26 protein-coding genes are annotated in these 19403 nt (G+C 56.1%); 13 read left to right on the top strand and 13 right to left on the bottom strand.

Annotated features, from left to right (window positions below):
* Position 1: 1 nt before the first annotated feature.
* From cgtA to rplU, 4 genes are all read right to left on the bottom strand, one after another.
* Positions 2–1168, bottom strand: coding sequence for an Obg family GTPase CgtA (gene cgtA / locus ENTHG_RS10960; protein ID WP_044179618.1), 1167 nt, complete (start codon positions 1166–1168; stop codon positions 2–4).
* A 15-nt stretch (positions 1169–1183) separates the two neighbouring features.
* A complete protein-coding gene (locus ENTHG_RS10955; protein ID WP_044179616.1) occupies positions 1184–2149 on the bottom strand; it encodes a DMT family transporter in 966 nt (321 codons plus the stop codon).
* Positions 2150–2244: 95 nt separating this feature from the next.
* Positions 2245–2502, bottom strand: a complete 258-nt coding sequence (gene rpmA, locus ENTHG_RS10950; RefSeq protein ID WP_017457338.1) for a 50S ribosomal protein L27 — start codon at positions 2500–2502, stop codon at positions 2245–2247.
* Positions 2503–2522: 20 nt separating this feature from the next.
* Entirely contained in the window at positions 2523–2834 is a 312-nt protein-coding gene (gene rplU, locus ENTHG_RS10945) for a 50S ribosomal protein L21 (RefSeq protein WP_000271401.1), read from the bottom strand.
* A 258-nt stretch (positions 2835–3092) separates the two neighbouring features.
* On the opposite strand from rplU, the gene ispB reads away from it, so the two are divergent.
* Complete coding sequence (gene ispB / locus ENTHG_RS10940; RefSeq protein WP_044179612.1) at positions 3093–4064, top strand: octaprenyl diphosphate synthase; 972 nt, start codon at positions 3093–3095, stop codon at positions 4062–4064.
* A gap of 210 nt (positions 4065–4274) precedes the next feature.
* Positions 4275–4547: a DNA-binding transcriptional regulator SfsB gene (gene sfsB / locus ENTHG_RS10935; RefSeq protein WP_044179610.1), complete on the top strand. Its 273-nt coding sequence runs from the start codon at positions 4275–4277 to the stop codon at positions 4545–4547.
* A 154-nt stretch (positions 4548–4701) separates the two neighbouring features.
* Here the strand turns inward: sfsB and murA are convergent, their stop codons facing one another.
* The 7 genes from murA to mlaF form a co-directional block, all read right to left on the bottom strand.
* Positions 4702–5961, bottom strand: coding sequence for a UDP-N-acetylglucosamine 1-carboxyvinyltransferase (gene murA / locus ENTHG_RS10930; RefSeq protein ID WP_044179608.1), 1260 nt, complete (start codon positions 5959–5961; stop codon positions 4702–4704).
* A gap of 53 nt (positions 5962–6014) precedes the next feature.
* Positions 6015–6269 carry a BolA family iron metabolism protein IbaG gene (ibaG, locus tag ENTHG_RS10925; RefSeq protein WP_044179606.1) on the bottom strand — a complete coding sequence of 85 codons (255 nt, stop codon included), beginning with the start codon at positions 6267–6269 and terminating at the stop codon, positions 6015–6017.
* A 126-nt stretch (positions 6270–6395) separates the two neighbouring features.
* A complete protein-coding gene (mlaB, locus tag ENTHG_RS10920; RefSeq protein WP_044179604.1) occupies positions 6396–6689 on the bottom strand; it encodes a lipid asymmetry maintenance protein MlaB in 294 nt (97 codons plus the stop codon).
* Positions 6689–7324 (bottom strand): phospholipid-binding protein MlaC, encoded by a 636-nt coding sequence (gene mlaC / locus ENTHG_RS10915; protein WP_044179602.1) that lies wholly within the window; start codon positions 7322–7324, stop codon positions 6689–6691. Before mlaC ends, mlaB begins: the two co-directional genes overlap by 1 nt.
* Before the next feature lie 16 nt (positions 7325–7340).
* Positions 7341–7892 carry an outer membrane lipid asymmetry maintenance protein MlaD gene (mlaD, locus tag ENTHG_RS10910; RefSeq protein WP_044179600.1) on the bottom strand — a complete coding sequence of 184 codons (552 nt, stop codon included), beginning with the start codon at positions 7890–7892 and terminating at the stop codon, positions 7341–7343.
* A 4-nt stretch (positions 7893–7896) separates the two neighbouring features.
* Positions 7897–8679, bottom strand: coding sequence for a lipid asymmetry maintenance ABC transporter permease subunit MlaE (gene mlaE / locus ENTHG_RS10905; RefSeq protein ID WP_044179598.1), 783 nt, complete (start codon positions 8677–8679; stop codon positions 7897–7899).
* A gap of 7 nt (positions 8680–8686) precedes the next feature.
* Entirely contained in the window at positions 8687–9499 is an 813-nt protein-coding gene (gene mlaF, locus ENTHG_RS10900; protein ID WP_044179596.1) for a phospholipid ABC transporter ATP-binding protein MlaF, read from the bottom strand.
* 230 nt (positions 9500–9729) lie between these two features.
* Here mlaF and ENTHG_RS10895 point away from each other — a divergent pair, with 230 nt between their 5' ends.
* The 11 genes from ENTHG_RS10895 (at position 9730) to npr (ending at position 17648) form a co-directional block, all read left to right on the top strand.
* On the top strand, positions 9730–10707 hold the full coding sequence (locus ENTHG_RS10895) for a calcium/sodium antiporter (protein ID WP_044179594.1): 978 nt from the start codon (positions 9730–9732) through the stop codon (positions 10705–10707).
* Positions 10708–10720: 13 nt separating this feature from the next.
* Positions 10721–11707, top strand: a complete 987-nt coding sequence (gene kdsD / locus ENTHG_RS10890; protein WP_044179592.1) for an arabinose-5-phosphate isomerase KdsD — start codon at positions 10721–10723, stop codon at positions 11705–11707.
* A 14-nt stretch (positions 11708–11721) separates the two neighbouring features.
* On the top strand, positions 11722–12288 hold the full coding sequence (gene kdsC, locus ENTHG_RS10885) for a 3-deoxy-manno-octulosonate-8-phosphatase KdsC (protein ID WP_044179590.1): 567 nt from the start codon (positions 11722–11724) through the stop codon (positions 12286–12288).
* Entirely contained in the window at positions 12285–12860 is a 576-nt protein-coding gene (gene lptC / locus ENTHG_RS10880; RefSeq protein ID WP_044179588.1) for an LPS export ABC transporter periplasmic protein LptC, read from the top strand. Before kdsC ends, lptC begins: the two co-directional genes overlap by 4 nt.
* Positions 12829–13386, top strand: a complete 558-nt coding sequence (gene lptA / locus ENTHG_RS10875) for a lipopolysaccharide ABC transporter substrate-binding protein LptA (RefSeq protein ID WP_044179586.1) — start codon at positions 12829–12831, stop codon at positions 13384–13386. The genes lptC and lptA overlap by 32 nt, the downstream gene beginning before the upstream one ends.
* Before the next feature lie 6 nt (positions 13387–13392).
* Positions 13393–14118, top strand: coding sequence for an LPS export ABC transporter ATP-binding protein (lptB, locus tag ENTHG_RS10870; RefSeq protein WP_044179584.1), 726 nt, complete (start codon positions 13393–13395; stop codon positions 14116–14118).
* 48 nt (positions 14119–14166) lie between these two features.
* Positions 14167–15600 carry an RNA polymerase factor sigma-54 gene (rpoN, locus tag ENTHG_RS10865; RefSeq protein WP_044179582.1) on the top strand — a complete coding sequence of 478 codons (1434 nt, stop codon included), beginning with the start codon at positions 14167–14169 and terminating at the stop codon, positions 15598–15600.
* A 22-nt stretch (positions 15601–15622) separates the two neighbouring features.
* A complete protein-coding gene (gene hpf / locus ENTHG_RS10860; RefSeq protein WP_044179580.1) occupies positions 15623–15910 on the top strand; it encodes a ribosome hibernation promoting factor in 288 nt (95 codons plus the stop codon).
* 80 nt (positions 15911–15990) lie between these two features.
* Complete coding sequence (gene ptsN / locus ENTHG_RS10855; RefSeq protein ID WP_044179578.1) at positions 15991–16482, top strand: PTS IIA-like nitrogen regulatory protein PtsN; 492 nt, start codon at positions 15991–15993, stop codon at positions 16480–16482.
* A gap of 42 nt (positions 16483–16524) precedes the next feature.
* Complete coding sequence (gene rapZ, locus ENTHG_RS10850; RefSeq protein ID WP_044179576.1) at positions 16525–17379, top strand: RNase adapter RapZ; 855 nt, start codon at positions 16525–16527, stop codon at positions 17377–17379.
* Entirely contained in the window at positions 17376–17648 is a 273-nt protein-coding gene (gene npr, locus ENTHG_RS10845) for a PTS phosphocarrier protein NPr (RefSeq protein ID WP_044179575.1), read from the top strand. The genes rapZ and npr overlap by 4 nt, the downstream gene beginning before the upstream one ends.
* Before the next feature lie 38 nt (positions 17649–17686).
* Here the strand turns inward: npr and ENTHG_RS10840 are convergent, their stop codons facing one another.
* Together ENTHG_RS10840 and ENTHG_RS10835 are read right to left on the bottom strand one after the other, a co-directional pair.
* Complete coding sequence (locus tag ENTHG_RS10840; RefSeq protein ID WP_044179573.1) at positions 17687–18535, bottom strand: fumarylacetoacetate hydrolase family protein; 849 nt, start codon at positions 18533–18535, stop codon at positions 17687–17689.
* A complete protein-coding gene (locus ENTHG_RS10835; RefSeq protein ID WP_044179570.1) occupies positions 18535–19233 on the bottom strand; it encodes a triphosphoribosyl-dephospho-CoA synthase in 699 nt (232 codons plus the stop codon). Before ENTHG_RS10835 ends, ENTHG_RS10840 begins: the two co-directional genes overlap by 1 nt.
* Positions 19234–19403: the final 170 nt, after the last annotated feature.

Here is a 19403-nt window from a genome sequence, read left to right as displayed (position 1 = left end):
CTTAGCGTTTGTAGATAAACTCTACGCCTTCTTCGTCATCTTCGTCCCAGTCTTCATCGTCCAGATCGTCTTCTTCAATCTCTTCAAGCTGCTGGCGATGGTAGTCATCCCACATAAACTCGACCTTCTCAGGCTGCTTCTCTTCTTCTGCCTGCACAATCGGGTTTTCAATGATGAAGGTCATGACGTCCCAGCAGAGGTCTTTCACCCCCTGCTGGCTTGCCGCAGAAATCAGATAGTATTTTTCATCCCATCCCATCGCTTCGGCGATGGCTTTCGCTTTGGCTTCCGCCTCTGCTTTATCCATCAGGTCAATCTTGTTAAAGACCAGCCAGCGCGGTTTCGCTGCCAGCTTATCGCTATACTTCTCCAGCTCGCCGATAATGATCCGCGCATTTTCTACCGGATCGGAGCCGTCAATCGGATCGATATCGATCAGGTGCAGCAGTACGCGGCAGCGCTCAAGGTGTTTAAGGAAGCGAATGCCCAGCCCCGCCCCTTCGGCCGCCCCTTCGATAAGCCCGGGGATATCGGCGACCACAAAGCTTTTCTCGTTATCCATACGCACCACGCCGAGGCTCGGCACCAGGGTGGTAAACGGATAGTCGGCCACTTTCGGCTTGGCTGCGGACACCGCGCGGATAAAGGTGGATTTACCGGCGTTTGGCATGCCCAGCATACCGACGTCAGCCAGCAGCATCAGTTCAAGCTGCAGATCGCGTTTGTCACCCGGTGTGCCCATGGTTTTCTGCCGCGGGGTACGGTTAACAGACGATTTGAAACGGGTATTGCCAAGGCCATGCCAGCCGCCCTTCGCCACCATCAGGCGCTGACCGTGCTTCGTCATATCGCCCATGGTTTCGCCGGTTCCCTGGTCAATGACGCGGGTTCCCACCGGCACCTTCACCGTCACGTCTTTACCGCGTTTACCGGTACAGTCACGGCTCTGGCCGTTCTGCCCGCGCTCGGCGCGGAATGACTTCTCGAAACGATAGTCAATCAGGGTATTCAGGTTTTCGTCGGCTTCCAGCCAGACGTCGCCGCCGTCGCCGCCATCGCCGCCGTCAGGGCCGCCTTTCGGGATATATTTCTCACGGCGGAAGCTTACGCAGCCGTTGCCGCCATCGCCCGCCACGACCAGGATAGTCGCTTCATCAACAAACTTCATTTTACTCTCCGTAACTCATTCGCCTGAGCGGGGCAAAGTGACAACCACTTCACGCTTGCGCCAGCGTCCCCAGAGACGATGGCCAATGGCGGAATACATTGCTCCCGCAACCACGACAAACGCACCGAGATAACCGATAAGGTTTAACATCGGTCTGGCGAAAACATCGGGCCAGGCCATTGATAATAGATCTGAAAAAAACAGGGTAAAAAGCGGCGTCAGCGTGATTAATGCGCTCACCTGCGCCGCCTGCCAGCGAGCCATTGCCTCTGCCAGCGCACCATAGCCGACCAGCGTATTCAGGCCGCAAAAGACCAGGCAGGCCAGCTGCCAGTGATTTAATTGGGCAATCACGCCAGGCTTTGCCAGCGGCAACAGCGCTATTGTACATAAAGTGTACAGCAAAAAGAGGATCTGCTGTGATGCCAGACGCCGCAATAATACTTTTTGCGCGACGCCATAGCTCACCCAGACCGTCGCCGCGCCGACGCCGAAAATAACGCCCCAGGTGTAATCCGTCAGGCGGGTAAAAATCTCCACCAGGCTGGTATTAAAAAACATCACCAGCCCGCTGAGTAGCATCAGCGCGCCGATAACCTGCGTGCCGCGCATCTTCTCTTTGAGGATCAGTACGCTTGCGACCATCATACCCACCGGTGAGAGCTGACCAATCACCTGTGAAGCCGTCGGGCTAAGGTATTGCAGGGAAGAGCTAAACAGGATGAAGTTACCAAACAGGCCGCCCGTCGCTATCGCCAGAAGTACCAGCCACTTCGGCTTGCGAAAGATGCGCAGCGGCGGCAGCTTGCCTTTCAGCGCCAGAATAACGCCCAGCCCGATGCCTGCCATTAAAAAGCGATAGAAGACGATCGTTGTCGGCTCCATCACCTCCAGTACCTGCTTCATTGCAATGGGCAGCGCACCCCAGCACATCGCCGTAGTGAGCGCCAAAAGAATACCAATGCCGGCCTGTTGCTTCATGCCCGTTTTCCCTTCAGAAAATATCAGGGGCTAATAATGTAAAAAGCCCCGCAACGTGTTGCGGGGCTTTCATCCGTTACCGGGACGCGAAAAACTTATTCAGCAACGATGCTGATGAATTTACGGTTTTTCGGGCCTTTAACTTCGAACTTAACTTTACCGTCAGTCAAAGCGAACAGAGTGTGGTCACGGCCGCAACCAACGTTGGAGCCTGCGTGGAACTTGGTGCCACGCTGACGAACGATGATGCTACCTGCCAGAACTGCTTCACCGCCGAAGCGTTTTACGCCCAGACGTTTAGCTTCTGAATCGCGACCGTTACGAGTTGAGCCGCCAGCCTTTTTATGTGCCATTTAAATCTACTCCTCAGGTCTTAGGCGCTGATGCCAGTGATTTTCACATCAGTGAACCACTGACGATGGCCCTGCTGCTTACGATAGTGTTTACGACGACGAAACTTAACGATTTTAACTTTCTCGCCACGACCGTGAGCAACAACTTCAGCTTTGATTACGCCGCCATCAACGAAAGGAACGCCGATTTTGACTTCTTCACCGTTTGCGATCATCAGAACTTCAGCGAACTCAACAGTTTCGCCAGTTGCGATGTCCAGCTTTTCCAGGCGAACGGTCTGACCTTCGCTTACTCGGTGTTGTTTACCACCACTTTGGAAAACCGCGTACATAAAAAACTCCGCTTCCGCGCACATCATCATGTGATTCAGAGTGCGCTATAAATATTCACAATAGGGCGCGAATATTACGCAAAACAGGAGCGGTTGACAAGTGCTACCATCAATCCACGTAGAAAAAAAACACAATGCGTAGGGTAACGTTTATCTGGCGCATTTTTTCAGTACAATCAGCGATACTATTCTAACCCGTAACCCTTTGTTATCCCATTTTGATATGTGGTAAACAGGACTGAAAGCCCGGCTTTTGCGATGAATTTAGAAAAAATCAATGAGTTAACCGCGCAAGATATGGCGGGTGTGAATGCAACGATCCTGCAACAGCTCAACTCGGATGTTCAGCTAATCAACCAGTTGGGCTATTACATCGTTAGCGGCGGCGGTAAACGCATCCGCCCCATGATCGCCGTACTGGCTGCGAGAGCCCTCGGCTATGAGGGCAATGCGCATGTGACCATCGCCGCGCTAATTGAATTTATCCACACGGCGACGCTGCTGCACGACGACGTCGTGGATGAATCGGATATGCGCCGCGGCAAAGCAACGGCTAACGCCGCGTTTGGCAACGCCGCCAGCGTGCTGGTCGGGGATTTTATCTATACCCGCGCCTTCCAGATGATGACCAGCCTCGGTTCGCTGAAAGTGCTGGAGGTGATGTCAGAAGCGGTGAACGTTATCGCGGAAGGCGAAGTTCTGCAGTTGATGAACGTTAACGACCCGAACATCACCGAAGAGAACTACATGCGCGTTATCTACAGCAAAACCGCGCGTCTGTTTGAAGCCGCTGCCCAGTGCTCTGGCCTGCTTGCGGGCTGCGATGAGCAGCAGGAGAAGGCGTTGCAGGACTATGGCCGCTACCTGGGCACCGCCTTCCAGCTTATCGACGATCTGCTGGATTACAGTGCGGATGGCGAAACGCTGGGCAAGAACACCGGCGACGATCTCAACGAGGGCAAACCTACCCTCCCTCTTCTGCATGCCATGCATCACGGTACGGCCGAGCAGGCGCTGATGATTCGTGAGGCTATCGAACAGGGCAACGGTCGGCATCTTCTGGAACCCGTTCTGGAAGCAATGGCAGCCTGTGGTTCGCTGGAATGGACGCGCCGCCGTGCTGAAGAAGAGGCGGATAAGGCTATCGCCGCTCTGCAAATCCTGCCCGATACGCCGTGGCGCGAGGCGCTTATCGCGCTTGCCCACATAGCCGTACAGCGCGACCGCTGATTCCCGCGCTTTCCTGAACACAACGGGAAAGCGCGAATAAGTTCCTTTAAAACTCCCATTTACTCTTAAAAGCTACGGTTCACGGCCCTGGTGAATTCTTAAAAGCCATTTTCTTACATGAACTTTTTAGAGCGTTAGCTCTTGTAAATGTATAGTAGGCCCACCTTTTTATTGCCTTAACGTTACAAGGGTCTATCCCAGGGAGGAAAAATGGATAATAAATTTATCGACTGGCATCCGGCGGATATCATCGCCGGACTCCACAAGAAAGGAACATCGCTGGCAGCGGAATCGCGGAAAAACGGGCTAAGCTCTTCGACGCTCGCCAATGCGTTAACGCGATCGTGGCCAAAGGGCGAGCTGATCATTGCCCGCGCGCTGGATACCGATCCCTGGGTTATCTGGCCGTCGCGCTATCACGATCCCGTCACGCATGAATTTATCGACAGAACCAGCATGATGCGCCAGAGAAAACCGCGCTAGAAGTGGAGACAGAGGGGCGGTGCGCTTGACGCATAGCGGACAGTAGCCCGGATAAGGCGTTTTAGCGCCGCATCCGGGGAATCCCGGGTGCGCTTGACGCTTACCCGGGCTACGCTGTAGCTCCCTTATTGAGGGGGCTTAATAGAGCTAACCGTTACTCGCCTTTCACACGCTCGATGTTGGCGCCCAGCGCGCGAAGTTTGTCTTCAATGCGCTCGTAGCCGCGATCGATATGGTAGATGCGATCCACGAAAGTGGTACCTTCCGCGATGCAGCCAGCCAGCACCAGGCTTGCCGAGGCGCGTAGATCGGTCGCCATCACCTGTGCGCCGGAAAGTTTCTCTACGCCGTGGCAGATAGCGGTATTGCTTTCGATTTCCGCATGCGCACCCATACGAATCAGCTCCGGGATGTGCATAAAGCGGTTTTCGAAGATGGTTTCGGTAATCACGCCGGTTCCTTCGGCCACCAGATTCAGCAGGGTGAACTGCGCCTGCATGTCGGTCGGGAAACCCGGGTGTGGCGAGGTGCGCACGTTAACGGCTTTCGGGCGTTTACCCTTCATGTCGAGGCTGACCCAGTCTTCGCCTACTTCAATTTCCGCGCCGGCTTCGCGCAGCTTGGCCAGTACCGCGTCCAGCGTATCCGGCTGCGCGTTGCGGCAGACAATTTTGCCGCCAGAGATGGCCGCTGCAACCAGGAAGGTGCCGGTTTCAATACGGTCAGGCAGGACGCGATAAGTACCGCCGCCCAGACGTTCAACCCCTTCGATCGTAATACGATCGGTGCCCTGGCCGGTGATCTTCGCCCCTAACGCAACGAGGAAGTTAGCGGTGTCGACGATTTCCGGCTCACGGGCGGCGTTTTCGATAATGGTAGTGCCTTCGGCGAGCGTTGCCGCAGACATGATAGTGACCGTTGCACCAACGCTCACTTTATCCATAACGATATGCGCGCCTTTCAGACGCCCGTTCACAGAGGCTTTAACGTAGCCCTCTTCCAGTTTGATTTCCGCCCCCAGCTGCTCCAGGCCGGTAATGTGCAAATCAACCGGACGCGCACCGATAGCACAGCCCCCAGGCAGAGAGACCTGCCCCTGACCAAAGCGCGCCACCAGCGGACCCAGCGCCCAGATAGAGGCGCGCATGGTTTTCACCAGCTCATAAGGCGCGCAGAAGACGTCCACCTTGCTGGCGTCGATCCAGACGGATCCGTTACGTTCGATTTTCATTCCCAGCTGGCTTAGCAGCTTCATGGTGGTGTCGATATCTTTCAGTTTCGGAACGTTGCGGATCTCTACCGGTTCCTCTGCCAGCAGCGCGGCGAAAAGAATCGGCAGCGCGGCGTTTTTGGCGCCTGAAATTGTGACTTCGCCCTGGAGCCGGGTCGGCCCCTGTACACGAAACTTATCCATTCATCTGATCTCTGTTAAAAATTCACACGCGCCGCGGACATGCTGACCGTGGCTTAAAAACCGTTTAGTTTGCGATCGCGCGCCCACTCTTGTGGGGTATACGCTTTGATCGAGACGGCATGGATGCGGTTATCCGCAATGTACTCCATCAGCGGGCCATACACCGCCTGCTGCTTTTTGACCCGGCTCATGCCGTCAAAGATTTCACCCACAGCGATAACCTGAAAGTGACTGCCATCGCCAGAGACGTGGGCTTCCTGTAGAGAGAGTGCGTTCATCAGCACTGTCTGAATTTCATGATTTTCCATGGGCGTTAATTTCATCTGATTGTGGAAACAGCCCCACATCTTAGAGGAAAGTGCGGCGGTCTTAAATAAGCAAAAGGCCCCGTTGGTATACCAAACGAGGCCTTAAACAGTAACGTACTGAAAAAATTAACGCGGCAATACGTCTGCGGGCAAATTATATAACGCGGCAAGGGTAAGGAGATTGTCGCTGACGCCTTCAAGCGAAACCGCCCGCCCCTGGTTTTTGCCCTGAGCGATAAGGTGAATAAGCAGGGCCACACCCGCTGTATCGACGCGCGTGATATCGCGCAAATCAATACAGGAGATGCCGCTCATCGCCTCCTGACGCGCTTCCCACAGCGGGTTAAGCACATCCTGATCGAGCTCGCCCTGCAAAACCAGCCGTTCACCCTCATGCGCCCAGCTTAATTGCGGCGTCATTATTTTTTCTCTTCCAGAGTGATTTTCTGGCGAGAGATTGACTGCAGCTGCGCCGTCAGGCCATCAATGCCTTTAGTGCGCAACAGATCGCTCCATTCGTTCTGCTTAGTGGTGATCATGCTCACCCCTTCCGCGATCATGTCGTAAGCCTGCCAGTTACCAGACTGGGTGTTCTTACGCCACTGGAAGTCCAGACGCACCGGCGGGCGGCCGTTTGGATCGACAATGGTCACGCGGATAGGAACAATTGACGCATCCCCCAGCGGCTTCTCTGGGGCGATCTGATAGCTCTGGCCGTGGTACATCGCCAGCGCCTGGCCATAGGCCTGTTTCAGGTATTCACGAAACGCGGCGAAGTAAGCCTCGCGCTGAGCGGGGGTCGCCTCTTTATAATAACGGCCCAGCACCAGGGCACCGGCGTATTTCACCTGAACATAAGGCAGCAGCTCCTGATCGACGACATCGCGGAGGTAGTCCGGATTAGCGCGAATCTTAGGCTGCTCGTTCTTAAGACGATCGAAAGTCTTTTTCGCCGCCTCCTGCATCGCTTTATACGGGTTGCTCTGTTCTGCCGCGCTGGCCAGGCCAAGCGGCGCGATAACTAATAGTGCAACCATGAATAGGCGTTTTAACATGCGTCAATTCTCCTCATTAATTCGTCGTGCCAGCTGACGGCGCGCTGGAAGTATCAGGCTGCGATTGCGGCTGCGCATCGCCAGAATTCTGATTATCGCTGCCTTTACTGTTGTAAAGGAATTGTCCGATCAGATCTTCAAGCACCATGGCGGATTTCGTATCCTGAATGGTGCTCCCTTCTTTAAGCATAGAAGTTCCCAGCTCAGGATCGTCAAAACCTACGTTAAGCGCCAGATATTGTTCCCCCAGCAGGCCGGAAGTACGGATAGCCAGCGAGCTGGTATCCGGGATCTGGTTGTAACGCTCCTCGATGTCCAGCGCGACGCGCGGCAGGTAGGTTTTCGGATCGAGTTCGATATCCGCAACGCGGCCAACGACCACGCCGCCGATACGCACAGGCGAGCGCGCTTTAAGGCCGCCAATGTTGTCGAAGGTGGCATAAACACGATAGGTCGGCTCGGTGCGCATTGAAGCGACATCCGCCGCTTTCAGGCAGATAAACAGCGCCGCCAGCAGCGCCAGTACCAGAAAAATACCTACCCAAATTTCACTTTTTTTCGTTTGCATGAACTCAATTCCCAAACATCAATGCGGTGAGCACAAAATCAAGGCCCAGAACGGCCAACGAAGCGTGCACTACGGTGCGCGTCGTCGCCCGGCTAATCCCGGCGGAGGTCGGGATCGCGTCATAGCCATTAAACAGAGCGATCCAGGTAACGGTGATCGCAAAGACCACGCTCTTAATCAGGCAGTTCACCAGATCCAGACGCCAGTCGACGGCATTCTGCATGGCCGACCAGAAGAACCCTGCGTCGATGCCCTTCCAGTTGACGCCGACCAGCGAGCCGCCCCAAATACCTACCGCGACGAAGATAATCGTCAACAGCGGCAAAGAGATCACCTCCGCCCAGAAGCGAGGCGAAATAACGCGCCGCAGCGGGTCAACCGCCATCATCTCCAGGCTGGAAAGCTGCTCGGTCGTACGCATCAGGCCGATTTCCGCCGTCAGCGCCGAACCGGCCCGTCCTGCGTAAAGCAGCGCGGCGACCACCGGCCCCAGCTCACGCAGCAGCGACAGCGCCACCAGCATGCCAAGGCTGGTTTCCGCGCTGTAAGTGGTGAGCACCAGATACCCCTGCAAACCCAGCACCATGCCGATAAAGACGCCGGACACGATAATAATAAGCATCGACAGGACGCCCACATTATAGAGTTGGCGCACCAGCAGCGGCGCGTGCTTGCGAAATTCAGGCTTGCCGACCAGCGCGTTGAAAAGCATTAACCCGGCGCGGCCAAACGTCGCGATGGTTTTGACTCCGCGATGTCCGAGCGACGCCAGTGCATGTAACAACATGAGTGGCTTAACTCCCTGTCTCAAATAAATCGGATTGATAACTACCTGCGGGATAGCGGAACGGAACCGGACCGTCAGCAATACCATCCAGGAACTGACGCACCCGGGGATCGACATTGTCTTGCAGGCTCTGGGCGCTGCCGTGCGCAACGATCTTACGGTCCGCCACGATATAGGCGTAGTCGGCGATACTCAGCACTTCCGGCACGTCATGGGAGACCACGACACAGGTCACGCCCAGCGCGCTGTTCAGTTCGGAGATAAGTTTGACCAGCACCCCCATGGTGATAGGGTCCTGGCCAACAAAAGGTTCATCGAACATAATGAGGTCCGGCTCAAGGGCGATAGCCCGCGCCAGCGCCGCGCGGCGAGCCATCCCGCCCGAGAGCTCCGACGGCATCAGTTTAGCCGCGCCGCGTAAGCCTACCGCCTCCAGCTTCATCATCACCGTGCTTTTAAGCAGCGGAGCCGGAAGGTGGGTATGTTCGCGCAGGGGATAAGCCACGTTCTCAAAGACATTCATATCCGTGAATAACGCGCCGGACTGGAACAACATGCTCATGCGTTTACGGACGGTGAACAGCCGCGAACGGCTCATCTCGGGGATGTTTTCGCCATCAAATAAAATTTCGCCCGTATCGGGCGGGATCTGACCGCCGATAAGGCGCAGCAGCGTTGTTTTACCAATCCCCGACGGCCCCATGATGGCGGTAATTTTACCGCGCGGCACCGTCAGTGAGATATTGTCGAAAATCAGCCGACTGCCGCGGGAGAAACTCACACCACGGATGTCGACCAGGTTCGCCATTGTCTGGCTCATTCACTCTTCCTTTTAAGCCCTGGTAGATCTTAGCATGACGCCTGATAACGGCAGGAACCCGCCATTTTTACAGAATATTACCTGTATGGGTTAGCGAAAGCTGGCATTTGTTTTACTTTTGAGCCGCATAAAGTCAAAATTAAAGATTCATGACGCCGCTTGTCATGCCCGGTTTTCCCGGTGTTTGTAGCCTGCGGACCGGCAGATTATACCTCAAGAAAGGACTTCAGATGCTCTTAGCGACGGCGCTGTTAATAATTGGTTTACTGTTGGTGGTTTACAGCGCCGATCGGCTGGTCTTCGCAGCCTCCATTTTATGCCGTAACCTCGGCGTCCCGCCGTTGATTATCGGCATGACGGTTGTCAGCGTCGGCACCTCGCTACCGGAGATTATCGTCTCTGTCGCCGCCTCTATGCACGGCCAGCTGGATCTGGCTATCGGCACCGCGCTCGGTTCCAATATCACCAACATTCTGCTGATTCTGGGCGTTGCCGCCCTGCTTCGTCCATTTACCGTGCATTCCGATATCCTGCGTCGTGAATTGCCGCTAATGTTATTCACAAGCCTGCTGGCGGGGCTGGTGCTATTCGACGGCCAGCTCACCCGGTCAGATGGCCTGTTTTTACTGCTGCTGGCCGTGCTATGGCTGGTATTCATTGTTAAAATCGCCCGTCTGGCCGAAAAACAGGGCAACGATAGCCTGACGCGGGAACAGCTTGCCGAGCTGCCCCGGGGCGGTAGCCTGTCCGTCGCCTTTTTGTGGCTGGGTATCGCCATTATCATTATGCCAATGGCGACCCGGATGGTCGTCGATAACGCCACCGTCGTAGCGAACTACTTCGCCATGAGCGAATTAACTATCGGCCTGACGGTCATTGCGATTGGCACCGGCCTGCCGGAACTGGCCACCGCCATCGCTGGCGTGCGCAAAGGCGAAGACGATATCGCCATTGGCAACATTATCGGCTCGAACATTTTCAATATCACGCTGGTGCTGGGGCTGCCCGCCCTGATAACGCCAGGGACGTTTAACGCGCTGGCGTTTACTCGCGATTACGGCGTGATGGTACTGGTCAGCGCTATTTTTGCGGTAATTTGCTGGCGGCGCAGGCAGCAGGCCGGCAAGCTTCCGGGCGCGCTACTGGTTGGCGGCTTCATCATCTGGCTGGCGATGCTGTACTGGGTAACGCCGCGTTTGACGGGATAATCGGACACAAACTATGTCGCATATCGATCTGCAACCAGGCTTCGACTTCCAGCAGGCTGGCCGGGACGTTCTGCAAATTGAGCGGGCCGGTCTGGCCCATCTGGATCAGTACATTAACCAGGACTTTGCCCAGGCCTGCGAAAAAATGTTCTACTGCGCCGGCAAAGTCGTGGTGATGGGAATGGGCAAATCCGGCCATATCGGCCGAAAAATGGCCGCCACCTTCGCCAGTACCGGCACCCCGGCGTTTTTTGTCCACCCAGCCGAGGCGGCCCACGGCGATTTGGGTATGGTCAGCGCCCAGGATATCGTTATTGCGATCTCCAACTCTGGCGAATCCAACGAGATTCTGGCGCTAATCCCGGTGCTTAAGCGGCTCAAGGTGTTTTTAATCTGTATGACCGGCCGCCCGGAGAGCAGCATGGGGCGGGCAGCGGATATTCATCTGTGCGTGAAAGTGCCGCAGGAGGCCTGCCCGCTGGGCCTGGCGCCCACGTCAAGCACGACCGCGGCGCTGGTGATGGGCGATGCGCTGGCGGTCGCGCTGCTTAAAGCGCGCGGTTTTACCGCTGAGGACTTCGCCCTCTCCCATCCCGGCGGCGCGCTGGGGCGCAAGCTGCTGTTGCGGGTTAACGATATTATGCACACCGGGGACGAAATTCCGCACGTAAGCAAAGAGGCGACATTACGCGACGCGCTGCTGGAAATTACCCGTAAAAATTTAGGCCTGACGGTTATCTGCGACGATCTGCTCAAGATCGAGGGCATTTTCACCGATGGCGACTTACGCCGCGTGTTCGACACGGGCATTGATGTCCGCAACGTGGGCATTGCCGAGGTGATGACCCCTGGCGGCATCCGCGTGCGGCCCGGTACGCTGGCGGTGGAAGCGCTGAACCTGATGCAATCCCGCCACATTACTGCGGTGCTGGTTGCGGATGGCGACCAGCTACTGGGTGTGGTACATATGCATGATTTGCTGCGCGCAGGCGTAGTGTAAATAAGGATAAAAGAATGAGTAACATGGGCGCGTCGCTTGCGACTTGCTACGGTCCCGTCAGTACGCAGGTAATGGCGAAGGCAGAGAAGATCAAACTGTTAATTCTTGATGTCGATGGCGTTTTATCTGACGGCCTTATCTACATGGGCAATAATGGAGAGGAGCTGAAAGCGTTCAACGTCCGCGACGGCTACGGTATTCGCTGCGCGCTGACCTCGGGTATTGAGGTCGCCATTATTACCGGTCGAAAAGCTAAACTGACGGAAGATCGCTGCGCCACGCTCGGCATTAAGCATCTGTATCAGGGTCAGTCCGATAAACTGCTGGCCTACCGCGAGCTGATTGCGACGCTTTCGCTGCAGCCGGAGCAGGTGGCTTATGTGGGCGACGATCTTATCGACTGGCCGGTTATGGCAGAGATTGGCTTAAGCGTTGCGGTAAGCGATGCGCATCCGCTGCTGATCCCGCGCGCGGATTACGTCACGCGCATTGCAGGCGGTCGCGGCGCGGTACGTGAAGTATGCGACCTGTTATTGCTGGCGCAGGGCAAGCTTGATGAGGCCAAAGGGCAATCAATATGAGTAAAACCAGACGTTGGGTCATTATTCTGCTTTCACTGGTCGTACTGATACTGATTGGCGTCAATATCGCCGATCGCGATCCGCAGGATCAGGTGACTATCGATAACAGTGAACCAACGTATAAAAGCGAACATACCGATACGGTGGTCTATAGCCCGGAAGGGGCGCTGAACTATCGTCTGATTGCCCAGCATGTGGAGTATTACTCCGCAGATGCCGTCAGTTGGTTCACCCAGCCGGTACTGACCACCTTTGATCAAGATAAGGTGCAGACATGGTCTATTAAGGCGGATAAAGCAAAGCTGACCAATGACCGGATGCTTTATCTTTATGGCCATGTTGAGGTCAACGCCCTGACGGCGGATGCCCAGCTACGCAAAATTACTACCGATAACGCCCAGATAAACCTGGTAACGCAGGATGTCACCTCTGACGATCGGGTGACGTTATACGGAACCACATTTAATTCCACCGGCCTGAAAATGCGCGGCAATTTACGCAGCAAAAACGCCGAGCTGATTGAGAAGGTTAGAAGCTCCTATGAAATTCAAAACAAACAAACTCAGCCTTAATGTGGCGCTGGCCGCCGCGCTGTTCGCCGCCAGTCTCCCGGTGTTTGCTGTGACTGGCGATACCGATCAGCCTATTCATATCGACTCTGACCAGCAGTCGCTGGATATGCAGGGTAACGTGGTGACCTTTACCGGCAACGTGGTGGTGACCCAGGGCACCATCAAGATCAATGCCGATAAAGTTGTGGTGACCCGTCCCGGCGGCGAGCAGGGTAAAGAGGTGATTGACGGCTACGGCAATCCCGCCACGTTCTACCAGATGCAGGACAACGGCAAGCCGGTAAAAGGCCACGCCTCGCAGATGCATTACGAACTGGAGAAGGACTTTGTGGTGCTGACCGGCAACGCTTACCTTGAGCAGCTCGACAGCAACATTAAAGGCGACAAGATTACCTATCTGGTGAAAGAGCAGAAAATGCAGGCTTTCAGCGAGAAAGGCAAACGCGTGACCACGGTTCTGGTGCCTTCGCAAATGCAGGATAAGAACGGTCAGAACCCGGCCCCGGCGCAAAAAAAGAGTAACTAACCCGATATGGCAACATTAACTGCAAAGAACCTCGCCAAGGCCTATAAAGGCCGCCGCGTGGTAGAAGATGTGAGTCTGACCGTTAACTCCGGCGAAATCGTTGGCCTGCTTGGCCCGAACGGCGCCGGTAAGACCACGACGTTCTACATGGTGGTGGGCATTGTGTCGCGCGATGCGGGCAATATCATCATTGATGATGAAGATATCAGCCTGCTGCCGCTGCATGCCCGCGCGCGCCGCGGCATCGGCTATCTGCCGCAGGAAGCGTCAATTTTCCGTCGCCTCAGCGTGTTTGACAATCTGATGGCGGTCCTGCAAATTCGTGATGATCTCACCACCGAACAGCGTGAAGATCGGGCGAACGAGCTGATGGAAGAGTTCCATATTGAGCATCTGCGCAACAGCCTGGGCCAGGCGCTTTCCGGCGGTGAACGCCGCCGCGTAGAGATTGCCCGCGCGCTGGCGGCCAACCCCAAATTTATTCTGCTTGATGAACCGTTTGCGGGCGTTGACCCCATTTCGGTTATCGACATCAAGCGTATTATCGAGCATCTGCGCGACAGCGGGCTCGGCGTACTGATTACCGACCATAACGTGCGTGAAACGCTGGCTGTGTGCGAAAGGGCTTACATCGTGAGCCAGGGCCATTTGATCGCGCACGGCACGCCGCAGCAAATCCTTGAAGACGAACAGGTTAAACGCGTATATCTTGGGGAAGACTTCAGACTCTGATAGGGTAGAGTTTATTAAAGTATTGAGTCGGAGAGTACTGCGCTGAATATGAAGCAAGGTTTGCAATTACGGCTGAGCCAACAGCTCGCCATGACGCCACAGCTGCAACAGGCTATCCGCCTGCTGCAACTGTCTACGTTGGAACTCCAGCAAGAACTTCAGCAGGCGCTGGAGAGTAACCCCTTGCTCGAACAAACCGATCTTCATGAAGAAGTTGACGCGCAGCAGACTCAGGATAGCGAAGGGCTGGATACCGCCGACGCGCTCGAACAAAAAGAGATGCCTGAAGAGTTGCCGCTGGATGCCAGCTGGGATGAAATCTACACCGCTGGCACGCCTTCCGGGAGCAGTACCGATTACCTCGATGACGAACTGCCCGTTTATCAGGGCGAGACCACCCAGTCCCTGCAGGATTACCTGATGTGGCAGGTGGAACTCACTCCTTTCTCCGACACCGATCGCGCCATTGCCACCTCCATTGTCGACGCCGTTGACGACACCGGCTATCTCACCGTTCCGCTGGAAGATATTCTTGAAAGCATGGGCGACGAGGAGATTGGCCTTGATGAAGTGGAAGCGGTGCTCAAACGCATTCAGCGTTTTGACCCTGTCGGGGTCGCCGCCCGCGATCTGCGCGACTGCCTGCTGATCCAGCTTTCGCAGTTCAGCAAAGAGACGCCGTGGTGCGAAGAGGCCAGGCTTATCATCAGCGAACATCTGGATCTGCTGGCCAACCACGATTTCCGCTCGCTGATGAGGGTGACGCGGCTGAAAGAGGATGTGCTGAAAGAGGCGGTGAATCTGATCCAGTCGCTGGATCCGCGCCCCGGGCAGTCGATCCAGACCGGCGAGCCGGAATACGTTATCCCGGACGTGCTGGTACGTAAGATCAGCGGTCGCTGGACGGTAGAGCTCAATTCCGACAGTATTCCCCGCCTGCAAATTAACCAGCACTACGCCGCGATGTGCGGCGGCGCGCGTAACGACGCCGATAGCCAGTTTATCCGCAGCAATCTGCAGGAAGCGAAGTGGCTGATTAAAAGCCTGGAGAGCCGCAATGATACGCTGCTGCGCGTGAGTCGCTGCATCGTGGAGCAACAGCAGGCTTTCTTTGAACAGGGCGAAGAGTTTATGAAACCGATGGTGCTGGCGGATATCGCCCAGGCCGTCGAGATGCACGAGTCCACCATCTCCCGCGTGACGACGCAAAAATATCTGCACAGCCCGCGCGGCATTTTTGAACTGAAATATTTTTTCTCCAGCCACGTGAACACCGAAGGCGGCGGCGAAGCGTCGTCAACGGCGATTCGGGCGCTGGTGAAAAAATTGATCGCCGCAGAAAACCCTGCGAAGCCATTGAGCGACAGTAAGCTGACCTCCATGCTGTCGGATCAGGGTATTATGGTGGCGCGGCGCACCGTTGCGAAGTATCGAGAGTCTTTATCCATCCCGCCGTCTAATCAGCGCAAACAGCTGGTATGACCCAACCGATAAGGAAGACACTATGCAGCTTAACATCACAGGCCATAACGTCGAGATCACCGAGGCCCTGCGTGAATTCGTCAATACGAAATTCGCTAAGCTCGAACAATATTTCGAAAGGATTAATCAGGTCTATATTGTGTTGAAAGTGGAGAAAGTGACTCACATCGCGGACGCGACCCTGCACGTTAACGGGGGCGAAATTCATGCCAGTGCGGAAGGGCAAGACATGTATGCCGCTATCGACGGTTTGATTGATAAACTGGCGCGGCAGCTCACGAAGCATAAAGATAAACTGAAACAACACTAATTGTCCGGGCGCCCGTCTGGCGCGTATCGCCCTGCCGCAACCCGGCAGGGTGTCTGCTCCGGCGACGCTTAGGTGAAATTATGATGAACAACGATTCCGCTCTTCAACTGAGCAATGTCCTTAACCAGGAATGTACCCGTAGCGCCGTTCATTGCCAGAGCAAAAAACGTGCGCTGGAAATCATCAGCGAACTGGCCGCAAAGCAGCTGAGTCTGCCGCCGCAGGTGGTTTTCGAAGCCGTGCTGACCCGTGAAAAAATGGGCAGTACCGGCATCGGCAACGGTATCGCCATCCCACACGGCAAGCTCGAAGAAGACACGCTGCGCGCGGTGGGCGTTTTTGTCCAGCTGGAGACGCCGATCGCCTTTGACGCTATCGACAACCAGCCGGTCGATCTGCTGTTCGCGCTGCTGGTGCCAGCCGACCAGACTAAAACCCATCTGCACACGCTCTCGCTGGTCGCCAAGCGGCTGGCGGATAAGACCATTTGTCGCCGTCTGCGCGCCGCGCAAAGCGACGAAGAACTGTATCAAATCATCACGCTGACAGAGGGCGAGCACCACGATGAATAACGTGACGGAAGCCCTTTTGCTGGTATTAAGGAGAATCGGACCATGGTCCTGATGATCGTCAGCGGTCGTTCGGGCTCGGGTAAGTCAGTGGCCCTGCGCGCCCTGGAAGATATGGGGTTTTACTGCGTCGATAACTTGCCGGTGGTGCTGTTGCCAGAACTGGCGCGCACCCTGGCCGACCGTGAGACGTCTGCCGCCGTCAGCATCGATGTGCGCAACATGCCGGAGTCGCCGGAAATCTTCGAGCAGGCGATGAACAACCTGCCGGACGCGTTTTCCCCGCAGCTTCTTTTTCTTGATGCCGACCGTAATACGCTGATTCGCCGCTACAGCGACACGCGCCGCCTGCATCCGCTCTCCAGTAAAAATTTGTCGCTGGAAAGCGCTATCGACGAAGAGAGCAACCTGCTGGAGCCGCTTCGCTCGAGGGCGGACCTGATTGTTGATACGTCAGAAATGTCGGTTCATGAACTGGCCGAAATGCTGCGTACCCGCCTGCTGGGCAAACGCGAGCGCGAGTTAACGATGGTGTTTGAATCCTTCGGCTTTAAACATGGCATTCCCATCGACGCTGACTATGTGTTTGACGTGCGCTTTCTGCCTAACCCGCACTGGGATCCGAAGCTGCGTCCGATGACCGGTCTGGATAAACCGGTTGCCGCGTTCCTTGACCGCCACACCGAAGTGCACAACTTTATCTACCAGACCCGCAGTTATCTGGAGCTGTGGCTGCCGATGCTGGAAACCAACAACCGCAGCTATCTGACCGTCGCGATCGGCTGTACGGGCGGTAAACACCGTTCCGTGTACGTCGCCGAACAGCTTGCCGACTATTTCCGCTCACGCGGGAAAAACGTGCAGTCTCGCCATCGTACGCTGGAAAAACGTAAAACATGACCGTAAAGCAGACCGTTGAAATCACCAATAAGCTGGGCATGCACGCGCGCCCGGCCATGAAGCTGTTCGAGCTGGTGCAGGGATTTGACGCGGAGGTGTTGCTACGCAACGACGAGGGCACCGAAGCAGAAGCCAGCAGCGTGATTGCTCTGCTGATGCTGGACTCGGCAAAAGGTCGGCAAATTGAAGTTGAAGCCACCGGCCCGCAGGAGGCCGAAGCGCTGGCAGCGGTTATCGCGCTGTTCAACGCCGGGTTCGATGAAGATTAGTCGCCAGGCGGCTGCAAGGGATGAAAATCCCTTGCGCGCTAAATATCGGCCCGGGCTTCATCAATAATATCGTTGCGCAGGCAGCCTATCTTTTCAATTTCCACTTCAATGGTATCGCCATCCTGCAAGAATAGCGGTGGCGTTCGCTTTTTCCCTACTCCGCCAGGCGAGCCGGTCAGAATTACGTCTCCCGGCGTCAGCTGACAGAAGGTACTGATATAGGCAATCAACCGCGGGACGCTGTGGATCATGCTGGCGGTATTGTCGCTCTGCACCTCCACGCCGTTAAGTCGGGTTTTAATGCCAAGCGCGTTAGGGTCGGCAATCTCATCCCGCGTCACCAGCCATGGGCCAAAACTGCCGGTCATGGGCCAGTTTTTTCCGGCAGTGAACCAGGCGTGCTGCCAGTCGCGGGCGGAGCCGTCCATGTAGCAGCTGTAGCCTGCGACGTGCTCAAGCGCTCGTTCAACGGGAATGTTTCTGCCGCGCCTGCCGATCACCAGCGCCAGCTCGCCCTCATAGTCGAACTCCCGGCTGGCGGCGGGCTTAACGATATTCTCCAGATGCCCGCACTGGGAATCGGGGAAGCGCACAAACAGCGTAGGGTCCGGGTTCTGCTCATCAAACTCCAGCCGCTTGGCCTGATAATTCATCCCGACGCAGAGGATCTTTTGCGGATCGGGGATCACCGGTAAAAAAGCGATCCCGGAGATCGGGTAGTCCACGCTCAGGTGCGACAGCTTTTCTGCCGGGATCTCCGCCATCGTTTCGATAAATGATTTCAGCGACGGGCAGTGCGGAAAGTGGCGGGCCAGGTCGACAACGCCCTCTTCCCGCAGGAGCCCGTAACGCTGGCTGTTATTGACGCTAAAGCTGATTAACTTCATTAATGACTCTCAGTACCTTCGTCAGGGAACAGGGGCCCTGCCGGGAACCTGACCAGAAATCCTGTCACTGCCAGCAACGACCACAGCGCGGGCCACTCCACCTGGCGCTCCCGCAGTTCATCATCCAGCGTCATCAGCGCAAATTCACCTTTATCCCCCAGCACGCCGCCCTGCCAGAGCAGACGCTGCGCCTGCTGGCGCGCCCAGGGTGATTCACTCCGCCAGGCCAGCAGATGCAACAGCGCCTGCTGTAAACAGACGCTGGCCGGATGCGCGTCCCGCATCAGCCGCCGGTAAACCGGCAGGGAGATGCTGCGCACGGTATAAAAACTGCTGCGGGCTTCGCTGTCCGGATCTGCGATGCCCGTACTGAGCTTACCGGCCAGATCGCACAAGCGGTTGTGCGTCAGCGGCTGGCGCTGCGCGTTGAGCTTCCCGGCGGCGGCGCAGAGCAGCCCCCCACTCTGTAACCACGGCGTTGATGTCTGCATGATGGCGTCAGGCAGCGCCGCTGCGCTTTCGCCAGCCTCGTAACACCGGGTAAAGAGCGCCTGGCAGCCCTGTGTTGCAGGATGCGCCAGCAGGCGCAGCGCCGGATGCAGCTGTTCCAGATCGCTTACTGAGGCGAACGCATTTTCCAGAACAGCGTTTTTTGCTGTCGCCCTGCTTTGCGGGCGCAGTTCAATGGTTTCGTTCATTAATGACTCCTTTATTGCCTGTGACGTCCCGGGTGCGGACGTTGTCCCGGATGCGCTGCGCTTATCCGGGCTACGGACCAGGTAGCCCGGGTAAGGCGAAGCCGCACCCGGGGGAAGCCCCCCGGGAAAGCCCTACATCGCCAGCACGTACTTGAGCATCACCCCGGCGG

Source organism: Phytobacter massiliensis JC163 (genome assembly GCF_000321045.1).
Taxonomy (GTDB): domain Bacteria; phylum Pseudomonadota; class Gammaproteobacteria; order Enterobacterales; family Enterobacteriaceae; genus Phytobacter_A; species Phytobacter_A massiliensis.
The sequence above is the reverse complement of the archived record's forward strand: the minus strand, read 5'-3'. Positions and strand labels throughout refer to the sequence as shown.